Origin of the sequence: Cytobacillus sp. IB215665 (assembly GCF_033963835.1) — a bacterium.
In the GTDB taxonomy this organism is placed as follows: domain Bacteria; phylum Bacillota; class Bacilli; order Bacillales; family SM2101; genus Nanhaiella.
This window is the reverse complement of the sequence record NZ_JAXBME010000002.1, coordinates 122,219-143,393: the sequence shown is the minus strand read 5'-3', so window position 1 is coordinate 143,393 and position 21,175 is coordinate 122,219. Positions and strand designations below refer to the sequence as shown.

The 21,175-nt window shown below is 35.4% G+C and carries 18 protein-coding genes and 1 other annotated feature; of the genes, 1 reads left to right on the top strand and 17 read right to left on the bottom strand.

Going from position 1 to position 21,175, the window contains the following annotated elements; translation table 11 throughout:
* Positions 1-385: 385 nt before the first annotated feature.
* The 13 genes from minD to SLH52_RS02610 all read right to left on the bottom strand — a co-directional run bounded on the left by minD (position 386) and on the right by SLH52_RS02610 (position 15,325).
* Complete coding sequence (minD, locus tag SLH52_RS02670) at positions 386-1,195, bottom strand: septum site-determining protein MinD (protein WP_320207754.1); 810 nt, start codon at positions 1,193-1,195, stop codon at positions 386-388.
* Positions 1,196-1,197: 2 nt separating this feature from the next.
* Complete coding sequence (gene minC / locus SLH52_RS02665) at positions 1,198-1,881, bottom strand: septum site-determining protein MinC (protein WP_320207753.1); 684 nt, start codon at positions 1,879-1,881, stop codon at positions 1,198-1,200.
* A gap of 103 nt (positions 1,882-1,984) precedes the next feature.
* Entirely contained in the window at positions 1,985-2,503 is a 519-nt protein-coding gene (mreD, locus tag SLH52_RS02660) for a rod shape-determining protein MreD (protein ID WP_320207752.1), read from the bottom strand.
* Positions 2,503-3,381 carry a rod shape-determining protein MreC gene (mreC, locus tag SLH52_RS02655; protein ID WP_320207751.1) on the bottom strand — a complete coding sequence of 293 codons (879 nt, stop codon included), beginning with the start codon at positions 3,379-3,381 and terminating at the stop codon, positions 2,503-2,505. Before mreC ends, mreD begins: the two co-directional genes overlap by 1 nt.
* A gap of 30 nt (positions 3,382-3,411) precedes the next feature.
* Positions 3,412-4,428, bottom strand: a complete 1,017-nt coding sequence (locus SLH52_RS02650) for a rod shape-determining protein (RefSeq protein WP_320207750.1) — start codon at positions 4,426-4,428, stop codon at positions 3,412-3,414.
* A gap of 292 nt (positions 4,429-4,720) precedes the next feature.
* Positions 4,721-5,410 (bottom strand): RadC family protein, encoded by a 690-nt coding sequence (radC, locus tag SLH52_RS02645; protein WP_320207749.1) that lies wholly within the window; start codon positions 5,408-5,410, stop codon positions 4,721-4,723.
* 31 nt (positions 5,411-5,441) lie between these two features.
* Positions 5,442-6,020, bottom strand: coding sequence for a Maf family protein (locus SLH52_RS02640; RefSeq protein WP_320207748.1), 579 nt, complete (start codon positions 6,018-6,020; stop codon positions 5,442-5,444).
* An 860-nt stretch (positions 6,021-6,880) separates the two neighbouring features.
* Positions 6,881-7,930, bottom strand: a complete 1,050-nt coding sequence (locus SLH52_RS02635; protein ID WP_320207747.1) for a hypothetical protein — start codon at positions 7,928-7,930, stop codon at positions 6,881-6,883.
* A 308-nt stretch (positions 7,931-8,238) separates the two neighbouring features.
* The gene (locus tag SLH52_RS02630) at positions 8,239-8,997 is read right to left on the bottom strand and encodes a prepilin peptidase (protein ID WP_320207746.1); all 759 of its coding nucleotides are present in this window, start codon (positions 8,995-8,997) and stop codon (positions 8,239-8,241) included.
* A gap of 249 nt (positions 8,998-9,246) precedes the next feature.
* Entirely contained in the window at positions 9,247-10,959 is a 1,713-nt protein-coding gene (locus SLH52_RS02625) for a sensor domain-containing diguanylate cyclase (protein WP_320207745.1), read from the bottom strand.
* A 95-nt stretch (positions 10,960-11,054) separates the two neighbouring features.
* The gene (locus SLH52_RS02620; protein ID WP_320207744.1) at positions 11,055-12,359 is read right to left on the bottom strand and encodes a folylpolyglutamate synthase/dihydrofolate synthase family protein; all 1,305 of its coding nucleotides are present in this window, start codon (positions 12,357-12,359) and stop codon (positions 11,055-11,057) included.
* Between the two features lie 97 nt (positions 12,360-12,456).
* On the bottom strand, positions 12,457-12,609 hold the full coding sequence (locus SLH52_RS02615) for a hypothetical protein (protein WP_320207743.1): 153 nt from the start codon (positions 12,607-12,609) through the stop codon (positions 12,457-12,459).
* 91 nt (positions 12,610-12,700) lie between these two features.
* The gene (locus SLH52_RS02610; protein WP_320208046.1) at positions 12,701-15,325 is read right to left on the bottom strand and encodes a valine--tRNA ligase; all 2,625 of its coding nucleotides are present in this window, start codon (positions 15,323-15,325) and stop codon (positions 12,701-12,703) included.
* A 152-nt stretch (positions 15,326-15,477) separates the two neighbouring features.
* Positions 15,478-15,725, bottom strand: a binding site (T-box leader).
* Between the two features lie 514 nt (positions 15,726-16,239).
* Between SLH52_RS02610 and SLH52_RS02605 the strand changes: the two genes are divergently transcribed.
* Positions 16,240-16,431 carry a hypothetical protein gene (locus SLH52_RS02605; RefSeq protein WP_214481483.1) on the top strand — a complete coding sequence of 64 codons (192 nt, stop codon included), beginning with the start codon at positions 16,240-16,242 and terminating at the stop codon, positions 16,429-16,431.
* Positions 16,432-16,476: 45 nt separating this feature from the next.
* Here SLH52_RS02605 and ysxE read toward each other — a convergent pair whose 3' ends face one another.
* From ysxE to hemB, 4 genes are all read right to left on the bottom strand, one after another.
* The gene (gene ysxE, locus SLH52_RS02600; RefSeq protein ID WP_320207742.1) at positions 16,477-17,514 is read right to left on the bottom strand and encodes a spore coat protein YsxE; all 1,038 of its coding nucleotides are present in this window, start codon (positions 17,512-17,514) and stop codon (positions 16,477-16,479) included.
* An 8-nt stretch (positions 17,515-17,522) separates the two neighbouring features.
* Positions 17,523-18,587 carry a stage VI sporulation protein D gene (gene spoVID, locus SLH52_RS02595; RefSeq protein ID WP_320207741.1) on the bottom strand — a complete coding sequence of 355 codons (1,065 nt, stop codon included), beginning with the start codon at positions 18,585-18,587 and terminating at the stop codon, positions 17,523-17,525.
* A 160-nt stretch (positions 18,588-18,747) separates the two neighbouring features.
* Positions 18,748-20,037 carry a glutamate-1-semialdehyde 2,1-aminomutase gene (gene hemL / locus SLH52_RS02590; protein WP_320207740.1) on the bottom strand — a complete coding sequence of 430 codons (1,290 nt, stop codon included), beginning with the start codon at positions 20,035-20,037 and terminating at the stop codon, positions 18,748-18,750.
* An 89-nt stretch (positions 20,038-20,126) separates the two neighbouring features.
* Positions 20,127-21,107: a porphobilinogen synthase gene (gene hemB, locus SLH52_RS02585; RefSeq protein ID WP_320207739.1), complete on the bottom strand. Its 981-nt coding sequence runs from the start codon at positions 21,105-21,107 to the stop codon at positions 20,127-20,129.
* Positions 21,108-21,175: the final 68 nt, after the last annotated feature.

Here is a 21,175-nt window from a genome sequence, read left to right as displayed (position 1 = left end):
AGAAACTAAAGGATTATTTTATTAATTGTTATTTTTCAAACTAGGAGCTAAACACGAATGACACAACCGTTACTGCATGTTCTCTTTTCTAATGATTATCAAGTTCATATAAAACAGCCTAATCACTTCAAATTTTGAAATACAGTTACAATTTTTTGAAAAGAGCCTAAATATATATAATCACTATACAACAAATCATATAATCGAGAGATTGCTAAACTTCCATAATAAGACTGGTGTTTTTGGATCGATTGTTTATTCAAAGTTAGTAGCAAATAAATTTATGAAAAGACACATAAGAAAAAGACCTCTGATTAAAAGGAAACTAATCAGAAGCCATTATATATTCTTGATAGAGTAATGATATAAACCTTCTCTATCTTATTCATACTCTCACGCCAAAGAACTTTTTAATTTTTGAAAACATACCTTTCTCTCCAATGTCTAAAGATTGGAGAGGAACAGATTCGCCTAACACCCTTCGTGCAATATTTCTATAAGCAACACCAGCTATATTCTTTGGATTCATAGCTATCGGTTCACCTTCGTTGGATGCTTTAATTACCTCATCATCGTCTGCTACGATACCGATCAAATCAATTGAAAGATGAGCTACAACATCATCCACGTCTAGCATATCGCCGTCTTTTACCATTTTATTACGTATTCTATTAATTATTAGTTTTGGTGGTTCTATGTCCTCTTCTTTTTCAAGTAAACCTATAATACGATCCGCATCTCGAACAGCTGATTTCTCTGGTGTTGTTACGACAATTGCCTTATTCGCCCCCGCGACAGCATTTCTGTATCCTTGTTCGATTCCTGCGGGGCAATCGATAAGAACATAATCAAAGTCCTGTCTAATTTCGGAAACTAGTTTTTTCATTTGATCAGGGGTTACAGCTGTTTTATCACTTGTTTGTGCTGCAGGAAGTAAGTATAAATTATCATCAAACCTCTTATCTTTTACTAAGGCTTGATTAATCTTTGAACAACGCCCTTCTACTACATCTACTAAATCAAATATAATTCGATTTTCTAGACCCATTACGACATCTAAATTTCGAAGGCCAATATCTGTATCTACTAGACACACACGTTTGCCTGCTAGCGCTAAAGCGGTTCCTAGATTAGCAGATGTTGTTGTTTTGCCTACTCCACCTTTTCCTGATGTTATGACTATAGCATCTCCCACTGTCACATTCCCCTTTCCAACCGCGTTAATATAGGTCTTATATGAGTTAGCAGTTGTAAACGATCTACTATTATTTTGTTATCATCATTTATATAAGCACATTCCATACCATGTGAACTATCATCATCATATTCCGGTGCTCGACTAATAATATTACAGATTTTCAATTGTGAAGGCTTCATTACTGATGCAGCAATTACGGATTGTTTATCGTTATTTGCACCCGCATGGGCAACTCCACGCAGAGCACCTAAAACAAAAATATTACCGCCAGCCACAACCTTCCCACCCGGATTCACGTCACCAATAAGTAGTAAATCGCCTTGTACATGCAATACTTGCCCTGAACGTATTATTTTACATACAGGAACAACCTCTGTTTCTCGTTTCCACGTTATTGCTTCCTCTTTGGAAATTACATTCCCCTCTATTGAATCTACAACAAGTTGCTTCTTTGAACGAATGAGGACACGAATTTGTTCTTCTTGTTCATTTGTTAGAAAACGATTACCAATCTGCAAATGAACAGCTATGAAAGGACCTTCCTCATCCCCTTGAAATGTTAGCGATAGCTTTTCTTCTAGCTCTTGTAACAAGCTTTGGAATGAGCATGTATCATCGAGATGTAACGTCAATCCTTCTTTCGTTCCTTTTATCGTAACTAATTGTTGTTTATGCTTATTCACGTCGTTCACCTCAATGAATATATATTTCGACAAAGGTTGAATATTTCCTCTAAGATGATTGTCAAAAAATCTGTTAATTAACTTGTTATAGATATAGCCAAGGCTAGCCTTTTCTACCATCTTCAGACACTTTTGTTAAGTATCTTTTTAAAGGATAAGAGAAAATAACTAGAAATATACTATTTAACACGATAGTCGGATATAATCGATTCATACTAAAGTCATTTATTGACATTTGTGTACTTGTAATTAGTGCATAGAGTCCATATACATAATACTCTATGAAAGAGATCATAAAAAGACATATAACTGATACAATAACTAAATTAGATTGGAGAAACTTCATAAGCTTAAAAACTAAATATGCAGCAACAGGATACGAAAACATATATATTCCAATAACTTCTGTATATACTACATCATATAATAATCCAAATATTGCTGCATATATAATACCGATTAATTTATCACGATAAACTGTAATAAAGATAAACAAAATTAACGAAAACCTTGGAACATAAATAAAATCTTTAAAAAAACGTTCAGGTGGAAATATGTCTATGATTGTACTTTCAGCAATAAATAAGAAAGTAGCGAAAAGAGGAAGATAAAAACGTCGCACTATTCTTCCCCCTCGATATCTACTGGTGTCATAGTCCGTTCTAGTACGATGACGTGATCGATTGTTGAAAAATTCGCTTCTGGTTTAACATACGCTAATTGCAATAACCCAGATTCATCTGGCACTATATCTATTACTTTACCGATTGGCAATCCACTAGGAAAAACGCCACCTAACCCAGATGTAATGACGTCTTGGTCGACCTTCACTTCTACATTCGTAGCTTTCTTAAGTTTTAATAATAGTGCCTCACGTTCATCATCATAGCCTTCTATAACACCATCTACATTGCTTGCTTCATCCTCACCTAGAACAACTGCAGCAACCCGATTTATTCGATTTTGATTCGTATCACTTAACAGTTGAATGGTTGATTTAAATTGTGAGGTCTGCTTCACTTTTCCTATTAAGCCTTTTGAGGTAATGACTGCCATATCGACTTTCACACCGTGTTTTTCACCTTTATTTATATATATATTCTGATACCATTGATCAGGATTTCTTCCAATAACCGTCGCTTGAATCGGAGTATAACCTGTAAGACTTGTTGTTTTTTCTAATATAGCACTAAGCTCTTCATAATCTTGTTCAAGAATTTGATACTTGTCTTTTAACGCAACGTATTCTTCCAGCCTGGCCTTTAACATTTTGTTCTCTTCGTATGTATTCTTTAAGTCATTCACATTTTCAAAGAAGCCCGCAACATATTGTGCGGGCTGATGAACGATGGATTGTACCCAACCAACGGTGTCTTTAATAAACTGTTCTGGCCATGTTACCTGCTCACGGTCTCTTAATGAAAACCCAATCAATGCCACTAAAATAATCACACATATTAATAATATTATTAATCGTTTATTTAAGAAGAATTGTGGCATGATTATTTGCACCCTCTTAAGTTAATCATATTAGTCATTAACTTGGTTTTTGAATAAATGAATGTGATCTAATGCTTTTCCAGTACCTATCGCAACACAATCAAGCGGATTTTCTGCAATAAGAACTGGCATTTTCGTTTCTTCACTAATAACCTTATCTAAGTTTCTTAACAACGCGCCGCCACCAGTCAAAACAATCCCTCTATCCATAATATCTGCGGCTAATTCAGGAGGGGTATTTTCCAACGTATTCTTTACTGATTCTACAATAGAAAATACTGTATCGCGCATAGCTTGAGTGATTTCGTCTGCAGAGATTTCTATCGTTTTTGGCAACCCTGTAACTAAGTCACGGCCTCTAATTTCCATGCCTTCGACGTCATCTGTTATACTTGCTGATCCAATCTCTACTTTTATTAATTCTGCGGTACGTTCACCTATTAATAAGTTGAACGATTTACGAATATATTGAATGATTGCTTCATCCATCTCGTCACCAGCAACACGTATGGATTGCTTAGTAACAATCCCTCCTAAAGAAATAATCGCAACCTCAGTCGTACCTCCACCAATATCGACAACCATGCTACCAGTAGGCTCCCACACCGGTAAATTTGCACCTATAGCTGCTGCAAATGGCTCTTCAATCGTGTATGCTTCACGGGCACCAGCCTGTTTTGTAGCATCTTTAACAGCCCGTTTTTCAACTGCAGTTACACCAGAAGGTATACATACCATTACATTCGGTTTACGTGCAAAAACACTTTTATTTTTCAATGCTTGCTTAATATAATACTTCATCATTGTTGCTGTTGTTTCATAATCTGCAATTACCCCATCCTTCATCGGGCGTCTTGCCACAACATTTCCAGGTGTACGTCCAATCATATTTTTAGCTTCATTACCAACAGCCACTATTTGTTTAGAGTCTTTTTGAAAGGCCACTACTGAAGGTTCCCTCACGAGTATACCTTTCCCTTTCACATACACAACTGTATTTGCTGTTCCTAAATCTATTCCAAGGTCTCTAGTACCAATGCCAAACATTAATTGTATCTTCCTTTCTGCTACGAAATACATATAATTATTGTAGTAAACTTTTGCTTGTCCACTTTGAACGTGGTTTGTATAGCTATTTTCAGCAAAACCCTTGCTGTTTTCATATTACGACATATACAACTAGAGTACGTGCCATCTTCTCTTATTTAATAAGATGACCATCGAGTAGAATAACTACTATTTGATCTAATTTGATAGCATTATTAACAAAGTTTACGAAAAGAGTTAGTAAAAAACTCATAAATAATATTATATCGTACCACCGATTAAAATAACAGTGCTACAAATATCCTTTTTCCTTTAAGCTTACGAATTTATTATCACCTATTATAATATGGTCTAATAAGTCGATTCCTATAATCTTACTACACTCTGATAGTCGCCTAGTTACTTCAATATCCTCACGGCTAGGTGCCGGGTCTCCAGACGGATGGTTATGGGAACAAATGATTGAAGCTGCTGAACGGCGGAAAGCTTCTTTAAACACTTCTCTAGGATGCACAATTGACGCATTTAGGCTACCAATGAAAACTGTTTGCCTATGCATCACTTGATTTTTTGTGTTTAAATATAAAACGACAAAATGCTCTTGTGTAAGAAAGCGCATGTCATCCATGACGTAACTTGCAGCGTCTTTAGGTGATTTAATAACATACCTTTCTTCAAATTGTAGTCTTCCAATACGCATGCCTAGTTCCACAGAAGCCATAATTTGTACAGCCTTTGCGACACCAATTCCTTTAAGTTCTGTAATTTCTTCTATTGAAGCGTCCTTTAATAAACGAAGTCCTTCAAAGTGTGTTAGTAGCCGATTCGATAATTGAAGAACAGATTCATTTTTCGTTCCAGTTCTTAAAATGATTGCTAGCAATTCATGATTAGAGAGACAATTTGGTCCGTCAGTGATAAGCCGTTCTCTAGGGCGCTCGTCTTTTGGGAAGTCACGTATCATCACTTCGCTTACATTCATATTTCCCCCCCTTAGTATAGAATACGCATTATTATTTAGTTATCTTTGGGTAATAGCCGATTTTTTTTAGCTCGCGAACAGTTCTAGCTACTGGTAAACCCACAACTGAAAAATAGTCGCCTTTAAGTTCTTTTACTAACAGTGCACCTAATCCCTGTATACCGTAGGATCCTGCTTTATCAAATGGTTCACCACTATTAATATACTCAGTAATTTCTTGTTCAGTTAATTCCCAAAAGGTTACCTCTGTGGATTCAAAAAACGTCTTTTCCAATTGAGGAGAAATGAGCGCTACTCCTGTTAGCACTTGATGCTTGGAACCGGATAGTTTTGTTAATGTATTAAACGCATCATCTCTATTTTGTGGTTTACCTAGTAATTCACCGTTACTTATAACGATTGTATCAGCCCCAATTACATATGAATTTGGATTGTTGTTTGAGACATTCTTTGCTTTTTGGTATGCGAGTGACATGACGACGTCTTCAGGAGGTAAATGAGCTTCAATAATTTCTTCAATATTACTTACAGAAACAGTAAATGGTATGTGAAGGTTTTCTAAAAGTTCTTTTCTACGAGGAGATCCAGAGGCTAAAATGAGGTTATTCATACTATCACCCTTTATTTTATTTCGTACAGTTTGGAAGATACAACAGTATCGTAACAAATTATTAGCTTATTAACAATTCATATTAGTATATTTTGGATCATATTTATTTTTCACTCTCATTTATTACACTAGATTGCTCTAAAAACAGTAAAAATTACTTGATTGGAGAAAATATTTTTACCATTATTAATGGATAGTTGGATTATAGTCGCTCTAATTATATTACGTGTTTTTTCTAGTAAACTAGAACACCGTGCTTCATTCAAATTTAGATTATGTAAATAAGCATATTTTAAACCCTGAAATACAAAGTTAATCTTAAGAGTATAAATAATGAATAGGGCTTCAAGAACTGTTGGTAAATAAATAAGGAATTCCATAATTAGTATAGAAATTAAACCCCACAGTTTTTTTATATAGGAATAGACCGTACGATGGGTCGTAAGGAAGTCATATACAATTTTTATTGTATATGCAGCTAAAGGAGTCGTTTGTGCTTTTAGAGAGCAATGTTGTCCAACTATTGGTAGACTCATTGCCCATGAAATATTCGAAGTGAACGATCATCATTCCAAACAAATATAAAGATTCATTATTTAAGGACAATTGTACGAAGGCCGATTCGAAGTCAAAGTACACATAGCTATATACATATAAATACGCATTGTAAAAAAATAATAAAAAATGCCTCTTACTAGCTATGGTGAAGAATAATAAAATAATTGTAAGTAATAAACTGAAGCATAAAACCTAACTTTCAAAGGGGAAAACAAAGTAAATAGTATAAAAATCTGAAAAGGGTAATTGACCTTTGCTCAATTACCCTTTAGTTAACATATTATATGATGGTTGTTTTCGCATTAATTGCTGCTTCTCGCAATCATCTTATCGTATAATACGAGAATATTCAGTAAAGCTTGCTGACTATTCATTATGGATGTACGGTTACCAGTTTGCTTAAAGATTTTCAGTTGTTCAACCGCTGTGGTAAGTTCCTTAGCATGCTGCTGTATTGAGGTCGACAATGGATTCAAATCTAGCTGAGACATCATCAAATAGTTTTGTTCCAAACTATTCCACACTTCTTCATTCAGTGATTTTCCAGAAAGTAATATAGCTGATGCCTCAATAAGGCTTTCATACATCTGTCTGCTTTGCCCAATATAATTCTTTTCTTCATCATTACTAGTAGTAATTGTTCCACCCTCAATTACAAATTGCTTGTTATACGTCTCTAGTCCTCTATCAGTAAAAAGTTGACTAAGAGAGTCGACAGATGCCTCTGTACTGCTAAGCCCAATAAACAAAGAATAGTTATCTGCGTTTTTTATTAGGATCGATGGGATTCCATTACTTGTTAATTGCTGTTGATATTCGTGTCCAGAAGATTCTTGAGAAAAAGCTCCTCCTTGAACAACTTGTACAACGAGAGGTTCAAAAATACCTATTTGAGTATTACTAGAAGGCTGGTTTGAATTGGTAGCACCTGAAAAATTAGCTGCGTCTTCCAATGGTGTATTTTCTTCTAGTGCTTGTTTTGGCTGCTCGTCAGAAATTAATTGTAACATTAGTAAGCCCAACCCAATTCCAATAACAATTGCCAATAGTATGGACACCAAAAAGTTTTTTGATGAATACGGAAATTTATTGTTTATTTTAGGAAATCTTAATTTACGCCTCGGTGTATCACTATGTCCTTTATGACGCAAGTCTTCAATTGACACTATATCTTTATGCTGAATGTTATTTTGCTGTTTATCAGGTAAAACCCACAAAAATTCCTCTTCACCTTGATCTTTTGTTGTAGCTACTTGTTTCTTCCCGACAGACAGGTTCTTTTTTTTTCTTTGAACCCCATTTTGCTCTTTTCCGTTAATTTTAATTGATATATGTTCTTTTTGCTCGTCCACACTTTCACCGCCTAGTGTCACATTTCTTAGCTTGCTCCAATGGTAGCATAGGGTTTCAAAAAAAACACAAGACTTTTGTCGTCTTAATATTAAAGGTTTTCGTCAAATTTCTTAGTCGCTTTTTTGGCTCGTTTTTAATATTGGCCGTTTTCGCATTGGTTGTTGTATTTCAAATTAAGGAATAAACACCTACACAACTAGAATTCGGGGCACCCTTTTTTCTATATAACGATGATTTACAATATAAAATAACTTTTTTGTTAATTATGTTAACAATAGTAACAAAGTTTACGAAAAGAGTCTTAATATTAAATAACAATCATCTTGTTAACATACCACGATATTATTATTTCACTAAAATAATAACTAATGATTGTTCCAAGCAAAATAAACGGGACAAATGGAATGGGAATTTTCCGATTTAGCCTGCTTAACAACATCCCCAATAACCCATACAAAGCACCAAATAATGTTGAACAAAAAAATGCTAACAACACCCCTTTAGAGCCAAGGACGACCCCTAGAAGACTAAACAGTTTAATATCTCCACCACCTATTCCTCCTCTGCTTATTATTGAAATAAGGCTTAGTAAACAAAACGAAATAAGCGCGCCTATGATGGCATCCCACCACGGTGTTAACGGAAGGAAAATGCGTTCAATCACAAACACAATTGTGAAAAATAACAAGACTTTGTTTGGTATTAGCATGAAAGTAATATCTGAAACAAAGAGGATCATCAACATCGAAATCATTGTCCAACAAACTAATAATTCCATCGACCAACCTAATATCAATGGGGAAATTGTGATAAGAATTGCAGTCATTAATTCAACAAAAGGGTAAAGAGGGGAAATAGATGATTTACATTTACGACATTTCCCTCCTTGAATGATAAATGAAAAGACAGGGATAAGCTCAAGTGATGTAAGCTGTCTCTTGCAGTTAAGACAAGCAGAGCGAGGAGCAACAATCGACTCCCCCTTTGGGACACGTAGGCCAATAACATTGAAAAAAGAGCCGAGAATTAGTGATAATAAAAAAATATATAGATACACATATACCATATGATTAGCTCCATCTACATATATTTTGACCAGTTTCTTCTGAACTCATATGCTAAGCTACAACTCATTAATTACAGTGGCTGGAGGGTTCTCTATGTTTACTTTGTTGTTATTTTCCGATAAACCTGAGTACAACAACTAGTTTTTTTATTACTATCTTCATTTGATAGATGAAATGATACTATGATTACTACTTTTAAAAACCAATCAACAAAGCATCCATTATAAAATTTTCATTATTAATGTAATCTATTGTGCAAGCACAGCTACTTTATTTCTTCCTGCTTGCTTCGCACCTGTATACATTGCTCTATCAGCTGTACGAATGAGCTCTATCGGATTTTCTCCATCGTAAGGAGAGGTCGCAATTCCTATACTGGCAGTAATTTTAACTTGTTTGACTTTCTTATCAGATAAATTCCCAGTAATATGAAATGGCCTTGTTGCAATCTTCTTCCGAATTTCCTCCGCCAAAGAAAATGCTGATTGACGGTCGTAGAAGGGTAATAGAATAATGAATTCTTCTCCCCCATAGCGTGCCACTGTTCCTTCATTCCCTACAATCTCTGTTAACAGCATAGCAGTATCACGAAGAATGTCATTTCCACTTTGATGGCCATAAGTATCATTCACCGCTTTAAAATGGTCTATATCAATTAAGATGATGGATAGCGTCTTGTACCAATCTTTTTTTGATAATACATCCATTTCTTGACTTAATAAGCCTTCAAAATATTGATAGTTGTATATTTTCGTTAAACCATCATGTTCACTTTTATGCTTAGCTTCTTCATAATGACGCGCATTTTCAATCGCTACAGCCAAATAAGATCCTAATAAATCTACTAGCATTAACTGATATTTTTTATATGCACGTTTCTTATGGGAAGCTAAAACAATGACAGAAACAACCGTTTGGTTTCGCACAACAGGGACAGCCATAACACTTTCTACCGTTGATGGTAAACAGCCATTCATAACCGATTTCCAGTTGTTACGAGAATGATAGATAACTGGTTTCTTAGAAGCCCAAACCTCTCCAGCAATCCCTTCATACTTTTGTAATGGAGGAATTGTGAGCTTTTTTTCCTCAGAACATTCATAATACCTAATTAAATTAAGAGTATCATCATTAACCACATCTAAAATATATGCTAAATCTACTGGAAACATCATCGTGAGCTTCTCTAAAAATAAATCTATTACTTGTTCCACTTTTAGCTGTTCTGCAAGTTGATGACCTATTTCACTAGCACGTTGTAAATAATTATTGACTTTTCGGCTTGAATTATAGAGTTGAATCATAGTTACGATACATATAAATGGTAAGCCTGTATAAATTAATGCTTGTATACCTAGTTGTTCATATAATAAGAATAAAATAAGGCCAAAAGGAATAAGAATACAAGTAGTTATTACTTCCCATAACATGTCTCGACTTAACAGTGACTTTTTTATTTTTCTTTTGTATTTCACATAATCAATTATTGCTAAAAACAGTTGGTTTGAAATAAAAATAGCTACTAAATAACCAATTATTGGTATGACTATCTGAGTTAAACTGACTATTTCATCACCATGAGTGCCTCCTAGGCTATAATATACTAAGCCTCCTATGATAGAAATTGATATGAACATGATTGAATTTAATGGGTAACGATATAAATCGCTTTTGCTAATACGTAACCTTAATAGAAGTACGACGATAGAAAGCTGCATTACTACCATCTCAACAAATAAGCCAAACGATAAAAACACAGCTAATAACACAGCTTGGCCAAAAAATATCGGCGTCTCATTAACAATGATAGGAAAAAAACAAACAATAATCATTAAGATTAAAAATAAAAGAATATCCTGAGCATTCTCATATAATAAAGGACTCGTATTTGAAAATACTAAGTATAAAACTAAAGGTGTATATATGGCCCAAAATACCCATAATATGTTTTTAAATTTCAAATATCGTCCTCCTCTACCACATATTTCATATTTACCAGTTTATCGTCTATATTTTACCAAATTTTCAGACAAAAGTCATATGTTATATGAAAATACTACGATAAACATCCTAATATATGTAATCGTACTTCTGATATAAAATATAGTGAACCTGTGATAATAAGAACGTCATCTTTAGGTATGGAGTTTAGCTTTTCATTAATAACTACTTTCCAATCTTCCTCGTAATCCTTATTACTTCTACTACATTGATCATACAATTCTCTTGCTGATAAAGACCTAGGAAAATCGAACGAAGTACATATAAGTCGTTCAGCAATATCAGCTAAAGGGTTAAGCATATCTCCAATGTGTTTATCTGCTAAAGCAGAAAATATGATATGTATCTTCTTATCGTTAAAGTGATCGTTAAGAGTTTTACATAAGGCTTGAATTCCTTCTGGGTTATGTGCACCATCAATGATAACCAACGGTTCTGTCATAAGTGTTTCAAAACGACCAGCCCAAAATGCATTCTTTATTCCATTACGAATATGTACTTCTTCTATGGTCATTGAAAAATGTGTTTTCAAATATACGGCTGCCATAATTGCTAGGGCCGCATTTTTCACTTGATGAGCACCTTTCATCTTAGAGTTGAGATCATTTATTGTTAGAAAAGGAGTCTTAATTGAGAATGCTTCACCGCTTTTAGTCGATTGATAATTAGCAATAGTAAAATCAAGGTTATATTGAAATACTTGAGAATTTGTAGACTGTGCTTTTGCTAAAATGACTTGTAAGGCTTCTTTCTGTTCAACCGAAGTAATCACTGGTGAGCCTGGCTTTATAATTCCACTTTTTTCATATGCAATTTCTTCAACTGTCTCGCCAAGTATGGCAGTATGATCAAACCCGATGTTCGTAATAATGGAAAACAGTGGGTTAATAACATTCGTAGAATCTAACCTACCTCCTAGACCTGTCTCAAAGATTACGAGGTCAACTGCCTTTGTTTTTGCAAAGTAAACCAATGCCATCGCAGTGATTACTTCAAATTCGGTAGGCGAACCTAACTCAGTATGTTCTAACTGTTCTGCTAACGGTTTAATCTCATTAACTAAACTGACAATTTCCTCATCATGAATTGGAACACCATTGATGCTAATTCGTTCATTAAATTGTTCAATGTAAGGTGAAGTAAAAGTACCTATGTTGTAGCCTGCCTCTTGTAGAATTGTTCTCAAATAACATACCGTCGAACCTTTACCATTTGTCCCAGCAACATGGATTGTTTGAATATGTTGTTCAGGATGAGCCAAACGCTCCATCATCCACTCCATTCTTTTTAGTCCTGGCTTCATACCTAAACGAAGTCTTGAATGAATCCAATCTATAGCTTCCTTATATGTAACTACCATAAAACTCCTCCCAAATAAAAATGTTAATTAGCGTAAAGCGCTTGATTCTCTTATCTTCCCTCACAAAAACTACAACTCTGCGTGATCTATAAAAAGCTTATTTTAACGGCGAAATCATATCTAGGATTGTTGCATCTAGATTATAGAAAAGTGCAGCTCTTTGATTATCCTTCGCAAACACTGCAGCTTTGTTATATTCAAAAAACACGAACCCTCTCAGGTTCGTGTTATATTTTAGTCTATCCATCATTCATTTGTCTACAAATGAATTTTGAATAATCCTTGGTAAAATGCCCCTCATTCATCATGCCTTACACATGAGTCCGATCTTTATTAATGTATTATCCTTTCAGTTCGGCGATACGAGCACGAACCGTTTCACGCTTTTCAACATAATCCTGTTCTTTAGCACGTTCTTCAGCAATTACTTTTTCTGGAGCTTTGTTGACGAAACCTTCATTACTTAATTTCTTTTGAACGCGATCTACTTCTTTATCCAGCTTCTCCATTTCTTTTTGTAGACGTTGCACTTCTTCTTCAATATTAATTAAACCTTCAAGTGGTAGAATTAATTCTACACCAGTTACTACAGCTGTCATAGACTTTGCAGGTGGTTGTAACCCTACTCCGATCATTAATTCACTTGGATTACAGAATTTATCGATATATGAACGATTGTCTTCTAGTCGAGTAGCTACATTCTCATCTTTTGCATTGATGTGTAGCTTAATCTTTTTACTCATTGGTGTATTCACTTCAGCTCGAACGTTGCGGACTGATCGAATAATATCAACGAGTAAGCGCATATCATTTGCAGCTTGTTCGTTCGAAAGTTCTGAACGAACCTGTGGCCACTTAGCAACAGTTATTGAGTCTCCATCACGAGGTATATTTTGCCAAATTTCCTCGGTAATAAAAGGCATAAACGGATGTAATAAACGTAGAGTATTATCTAACACATATGCTAATACACTTCGTGTCGTTTTCTTTGACTTGACATCATCCCCATATAATGGGAGTTTAGCCATTTCTATATACCAATCACAGAAATCATCCCAAATGAAGTTATATAACACACGACCAACTTCACCAAATTCATATTTATCTGCTAAAATTGTAACCTTTTCGATTGTCTCATTAAGTCTTGTTAATATCCATTGATCTGCTACCGACATTTCCCCTGTTAAATCTATTTCTTCATACTTGAGGCCATCTAAATTCATTATTACGAATCTCGATGCATTCCATATTTTATTAGCAAAGTTCCAAGTAGCCTCGACCTTCTCCGTACTATAACGTAAATCTTGGCCTGGAGAGCTACCTGTTGCAAGGAAATATCGTAAGGAATCAGCACCATATTGGTCGATGACATCCATTGGATCTACACCATTTCCTAAAGATTTACTCATTTTTCTTCCATCTGAAGCACGTACGAGTCCATGTATTAATACATCATCGAAAGGACGTTTCCCAGTAAACTCGAGAGCTTGGAAAATCATTCTTGACACCCAGAAGAAAATAATATCATAACCAGTAACGAGAACATTCGATGGGTAATAACGATTGTAATCCAATGAAGATTCATCAGGCCATCCCATCGTTGAAAACGGCCAAAGTGCTGAGCTGAACCAAGTATCTAATACATCAGTGTCTTGTTCCCAGTTTTCAACATCAGCTGGTGGTTCATGGTCTACATAAACTTCACCTGTCTCCTTATGGTACCATGCAGGAATACGGTGTCCCCACCACAATTGACGAGAAATGCACCAATCACGAATATTTTCCATCCAGCGTAAATACGTTTTTTCAAAGCGATCAGGAACAAAATTCACCTTATCACCTGTTTGCTGTAACTTAATCGCTTCATCAGCTAATGGCTGCATTTTTACAAACCATTGTGTTGACAAATACGGCTCAACTACAGCTCCACTTCGTTCGCTATGACCTACTGAATGCATATGCTCCTCAATTTTAAAGAGGACTCCTTGCTCTTCTAAATCTTTCACAATTTGCTTACGGCATTCGAAGCGATCCATCCCTTGATATTTACCAGCATTTTCATTCATCGTTCCGTCTTCATTCATTACAAGAACTCTTTCAAGGTTATGACGGTTGCCAATTTCAAAGTCATTCGGATCATGGGCTGGTGTAATTTTTACCGCTCCAGACCCGAACTCCATATCAACATAGTCATCACCTACGATTTTTAGTTCTCTTCCGATTATTGGTAGTTTAGCTGTTTTTCCAATCAAATGCTTATAGCGCTCATCCTTTGGATGAACTGCTATAGCAGTATCTCCAAGCATCGTCTCAGGCCGAGTTGTAGCAATTTCGATATACCCTGAACCGTCCGTTAGTGGATAACGCATATGATAAAATGCACCTTGCACATCTTTATGAATCACTTCAATATCTGACAGGGCTGTCTTTGTTTGTGGGTCCCAGTTAATAATATATTCTCCACGATAAATAAGACCTTTTTTGTACAATGTTACGAAAACCTCACGAACAGCTTTAGAAAGCCCTTCATCAAGTGTAAAACGCTCGCGTGAATAATCTAGCCCTAAGCCAAGCTTTGACCACTGCTGACGAATATGACTAGCGTACTCCTCTTTCCACTTCCACGTTTCCTCAACAAATTTTTCTCTTCCTAAATCATATCTAGATGTACCTTGTTCACGAAGCTTAGCTTCGACCTTTGCTTGAGTAGCAATACCCGCGTGATCCATTCCAGGTAACCAAAGAACATCAAACCCTTGCATACGCTTCATACGCGTCAATATATCTTGTAATGTTGTATCCCAAGCATGACCTAAATGTAGCTTACCTGTTACATTTGGTGGGGGTATCACAATTGTATAAGGTTCTTTATCACTTTCTCCAGTTGCCTCAAAATACTTTCCTTCCAGCCAAAACTTATAACGATCTTTTTCAACTTTATTTGGATCGTATTTTGTCGATAGCATTTGTTCATTTGTTTCCATGTTAGTTCCTCCTGACTAATAGCTTAAAGCTCTTGTCATAAATTTAGTTTAAGAAAATTAAAATAGCAACGTTCGAAAAACGCCAATCAATGCGAAAAGCAGCCTATTTAAAAAATAAAAACTCCTCCATCCAAAAAAAGGACGAAAGGAGTTTATTTTCCGCGGTACCACCTTAATTCTTAAACTACACTATTACACAATGAAGTTTAAGCGCTTATACAATAACGGTTGCATCCGGCTTCTTCTAATCGACACATCGATCTTTCAAAGAAGCAGCTTAAGGGTGACTTTCTAATAATAGCGATCCTAAGAAATTTCTCAGCTATAAATTTCTCTCTCTGAAGGAGCTACCTATTGTACTCTTCCCTGTCTACGCTTTTAGATATTGTTCAATTATCTTGAAAGCATCTCTTATATGTTTGTCAATAGTATCATATTTATATTCTATATACTACCGAAAAATTGTTTTTGTCGTCAATCATCTTAGCCAAATTTTTTTAAAGTTATTCATTAGTGAGCAAATTGGATGGGTGAATGCACTATTTCATTGATGGTGGCATACTTTAATATAGGTTAAATTACGAGCATTTATTGTAAAAGCTTTTTTCCGATGAGATGTTTATAGTCTTAAAATATACCAATAATTGTTCCAAGCATTTTCCCTTCTTTAAACCGATGCAATTCCATAAAATCTCATCTTTACGAAAGGCTCTTTTCATTAATTTTGTTAATATTTTCAAATACTCTTATAAATTCTAACACTATTAAGTCCACGAAGTTCTAGTTGTTTGCGTAGTGATATGGTAGTACGAAAAACAACTATTAATTCGAAAAAAGCCATAAGAAAAGTGCAGCTGTGAAAATCACTAGCTTATTTAATTGTAAGGAGGCTAGCTATGAGACGGAAATACACACCTTTTTCCCTCCCACCGTGGGCGCGTCAGCTTCGCGATATTTGTGGACAAATGATCATTCCTATTGCAGTCTTTCAATTACTTCGTACCATCTTTTTTCCGACTACGTTTGATGTGTTTATACTTGCTTTATTAGTCGTTATTGCAGTAGCATTTGAATTTAATTGGATTTAAAAAATCCCATACACAACATATGAAATGTTATATATGGGATTCTTTTTATTCATTGCTATGCATTTGTTCTTCACCAATTAACTGCATAATAACAAACTCAATGTTTTTCATTTGCCAGTATGCCCGTAGTAATTGTTCAGTGCCCTGAAGCTCATTGTTAATTGTTGTACGTGATAAATGTTTGCGAACAATATTATATAATTGTTCAGGATATGAACCGTAACTATATAGCAAAAAACGTTCTTCTTCCTTTAATGAGTTAAATTGTTGATAATGCTGAATCCACTCGACACATTCATGGTTATTCACAGGGTACGTTCGTAATGTACGGTGTAGTAATGTAACTAAATCATATACGGGAGAAGCGATAGACGACCTTTCAAAGTTAATAAAGTAACCTTTCCCTTTTTCATTGCTTACGACGTGTTGAGGTGAAACATTTCCATGTATGATTGAAACACGAGAATGCTTTTTTTGTTTCATCTTTTCAAACCATTGATCTAGATTTCGTTCAGCAAAATGAACAGCTTGCATGATTTCGTGAAAATACGTAACAAACTGCAATTCAAATGGTGACATATACCATTTACTTTCACACACTTCCATATACCTTTCCAAAAAGACCCTTTCCGTTCTCCATGATTCTTTTATATCATTATATGATTTTGCTATTTGATTATTTGTATACGTAATGTCCTTCGATGTCATATAATGAAGTCTCGCTAATTCTCGAATCATTTGCTGAAAGAAACCTTGACGATTTTCATGTTCAAACCATGGCATTAAATAAAAACAATTATTGTCGAAATGTACAAGAAAGTTTCCATTGTTAGTTCTATAAATAGGAATAATATTCGTAAATCCACGTTCGAATAAAGATTGCATTGTCTTAATAAATGAACCGTCTTTATATTTATCATCCAATTTCTTCAATGCGAACGTTCCTGACTTAGATTGTACTTTGACAAGCTTCTTTCCAATCTGCTCAACATTATCGGGTATTATTCCATATTTAGCTAGAATAGGACTATGATAATTTAATACTTTTGCTGTTTTATCATGACCCTCATTTTTCGTTGTCATGTTAATTATTAAACTTTACTATCAATGTAGATAGGTATATATAATATTTGTCCTTCATAAATGTCATGTTCTTGTTCGAGATGATTTACTCGCAAAAGCTGTTGAACAGATACATCATACCTTTCTGATATGGAATGTACGGAATCACCTTGTTGAACAAAACACATTTTCACTTGTGAAAAATCTCCTTCGTGCTCCTCTTTGCCAAATATCTTAGTTAAATATAGTGCATTTTCATCACGTATTGCTTCAGATTCGTCCCCTACCATCGCTTCTTCTCTGACCTTTATTTCCTTTGTTTGAACCTCAGTACGTTCTTCACTGTGCCTTTCAAAGTTTAATACTAAATCAGTTTCTTCTCTACCTTTTAATTCAACCTGTGGACTATAGACATCTATACTTGGTACATTACTTTCAGCACTTTCTGCTGAATCTAAAACATCTTCTTCCACTTGTTTTCTGACTTCAACTTCGAATGGATCATACAAGTCTTCTTCAATTCCAACTTGAACCACATCTTCTCCATCATTTACATGACCCACTGAATCGACTTCATTTACTTCCACCCGTTCGATCCCATCCTGGCCCTCATCATGCTCTATGATTTCCTCATAATACTCACTTTCTCTTATAACCTCAGATTGGTGATGATCATATATTCCACTTATAGAAAGGTCTGCAAACACTTCTAAACACCTTGTTTGAGGAATTTCATAATCAAATGAATTTATTGAAATATACACGTCATCCATACGATCAATTCGAGTCTTCGGAATTGTTATATCAACAGGAAAAACATGCTTTAGCTCACTTACGCCATCTTCTCGTGTAATAACAGTATTAACAACCCTCCCAGGAAACGCTCTGACGTCTTCATGTACAGCATTTTCATCTATTCTGTATTCACCTGATAGCTGAAGCGAACCACGAATTGTAATATATTGATCATGCTCTTCAATCATAATATCAGGATCTAAAGAAATTGATAAAAGTTCAGAGACTTCCTGTCCCTTTTGAAACCAAACCGACTCTTCAATTGAAAATCGCAGCGACGATTGCTCTTCTTGTGTCACCTTACTCCTCCTTTCAAACAAGTACCATTTTTACTATGACATTACAGATTTATGTATGAAATTGATCATTTATGTATAAAACGATGATAAAACATGAAAAAGGTGTAGATAAAGTTGATGATACACTTTATCTACACCTTCTGTTTCTATGTTCATTTACTTACGATTTAAGCTTTGAAAAAGCAATTTCCGCACTGTGAATTGTATGATGAATATCTTCATGCGTATGAGCAGTTGATAAGAATAGCCCTTCAAACTGAGATGGTGGCAAAAAGACACCTTGTTCAGACATAGCTTTATAAAATGTAGCAAAATAAGCTAAATTAGATTTTTTTGCCATTTCATAATTTGATACTTGTTCATCTGTAAAGAAGAAGCCGATCATTGAACCAGCACGATTGATTGTATGTGGAATTTCATATTTACGTGCTGCTGCTGATAGACCTTCCTCTAAAAGATCTGCTTTCTGTTCAAATTGTGCATATGATTCAGGTGTTAACTGGATCAATGTTTCATAACCAGCTGTCATTGCAAGTGGGTTACCAGAAAGTGTACCTGCTTGATAAATTGGTCCACTCGGAGCGATTTGATTCATTATTTCCGCTTTTCCACCGTATGCACCTACTGGAAGACCACCGCCAATAACTTTTCCTAGGCATGTTATATCTGGGGTAACACCAAAATACCCTTGTGCACAATGATACGCAACTCTAAATCCTGTCATAACTTCATCAAAGATTAATAATGAACCATACTCCTCAGTAATTTCCCTTAGTCCTTCTAGAAAGCCCTCCTGAGGTGGTACAACCCCCATATTACCAGCAACCGGTTCAACGATCACACCAGCAATATCATCACCAAATTGCTCAAAAGCATATTTGACACTATTGAGATCATTATAAGGAACTGTAATAGTATTTTTCGCAACACCCTCTGGCACACCAGGACTGTCAGGTAAGCCGAGTGTTGCAACTCCTGATCCAGCTTTAATTAATAATGAATCTCCGTGTCCATGATAACAACCTTCAAACTTCATTATTTTATTGCGAGAAGTATAACCTCGGGCTAAACGAAGAGCACTCATTGTTGCCTCTGTACCTGAGCTAACCATTCTAATTACTTCAATGGATGGTACGCGCTCAATAACAAGCTGGGCAAGATCATTTTCGATTAATGATGGTGCTCCAAAGCTTGTGCCATCTTCAGTTACTTTTTTAATTGCTTCTACTACTCTTTCATTTGCATGTCCATGAATAAGTGGTCCCCACGACAAAACATAATCTATATATTCATTTCCATCAATATCGTATATTTTTGATCCTTTACCCTTTTTCATAAAGATCGGATTCATATCAACAGATTTAAATGCACGAACAGGACTATTCACTCCACCTGGCATAAGTTGTTGTGCTTTTTCAAATGCTTCAATTGACTTTTGATAGCTTCGCATAATTAGACACCTTCCTATAAATTATCAATGGAGTTACTCAGGGGTAATAGAGTATCTCCATTCCCTGACGTTTAAGTTTCTCAACAAGTTTACTTCTCAGTTAACCAACGGGCTGCATCTTTAGCAAAGTAGGTTATGATTAGATCAACTCCAGCTCGCTTCATACTTGTCAATTTTTCTAAAACGACCTCTTGTTCATTCAACCAACCATTTTGTGCTGCTGCTTTAATCATCGAATATTCACCGCTTACGTTATAAGCTACAAATGGGATGTTAATATTGTTTTGCATATCTCTAATGATGTCTAAATATGAAAGAGCCGGTTTGACAATGAGAAAGTCCGCTCCTTCTTCTACGTCAGATTGAGCTTCACGAAGTGCTTCCAAACGGTTTGCTGGGTCCATTTGGTATGTTTTACGATCCCCAAACTGTGGCGCACCATGAGCCGCATCTCTAAAGGGGCCATAGAAAGCAGATGCATACTTTACACCATAAGACATAATTGGAATATACTCAAAGCCCGCTTCATCTAAGCCTTGACGAATTGCTGCTACAAAACCATCCATCATATTAGAAGGAGCAATAATATCAGCCCCAGCTTTTGCCTGGCTTATCGCTGTTTTCACGAGTAAATTTAATGACGGGTCATTCAAAACTTGTCCATCTTGGATAATTCCGCAATGCCCATGATCTGTATATTGACAGAGGCATGTATCTGCTATAACGACAAGCTCAGGAAAAGATGCTTTAAGTTGTCGTATAGCATCTTGAACAATTCCATGGTCATGATATGCTTGAGAGCCAACATCATCTTTCTCATTAGGTACCCCGAAGACAATGACAGATGGTATCCCAAGTTCAACAATTTCGGATACTTCTTCGTTAAGACGATCAAGTGAATATTGATAAACGCCAGGCATGGATGAAACAGGGTTTTTCTGGTTCTCTCCTTCTACCACAAATAGAGGATAAATGAAATCTTCAACGTGTAAATGTGTCTCTCGTACCATTCTTCGGACATTAGCTGATTGACGCAGCCTACGATAACGGGAAAAATTAATATCTTTCATGTAACAATCCTTCCTTTCATATACTCACATGATTTTCACAAAAGTCCGAGTTAAACAAATTTGCTTAT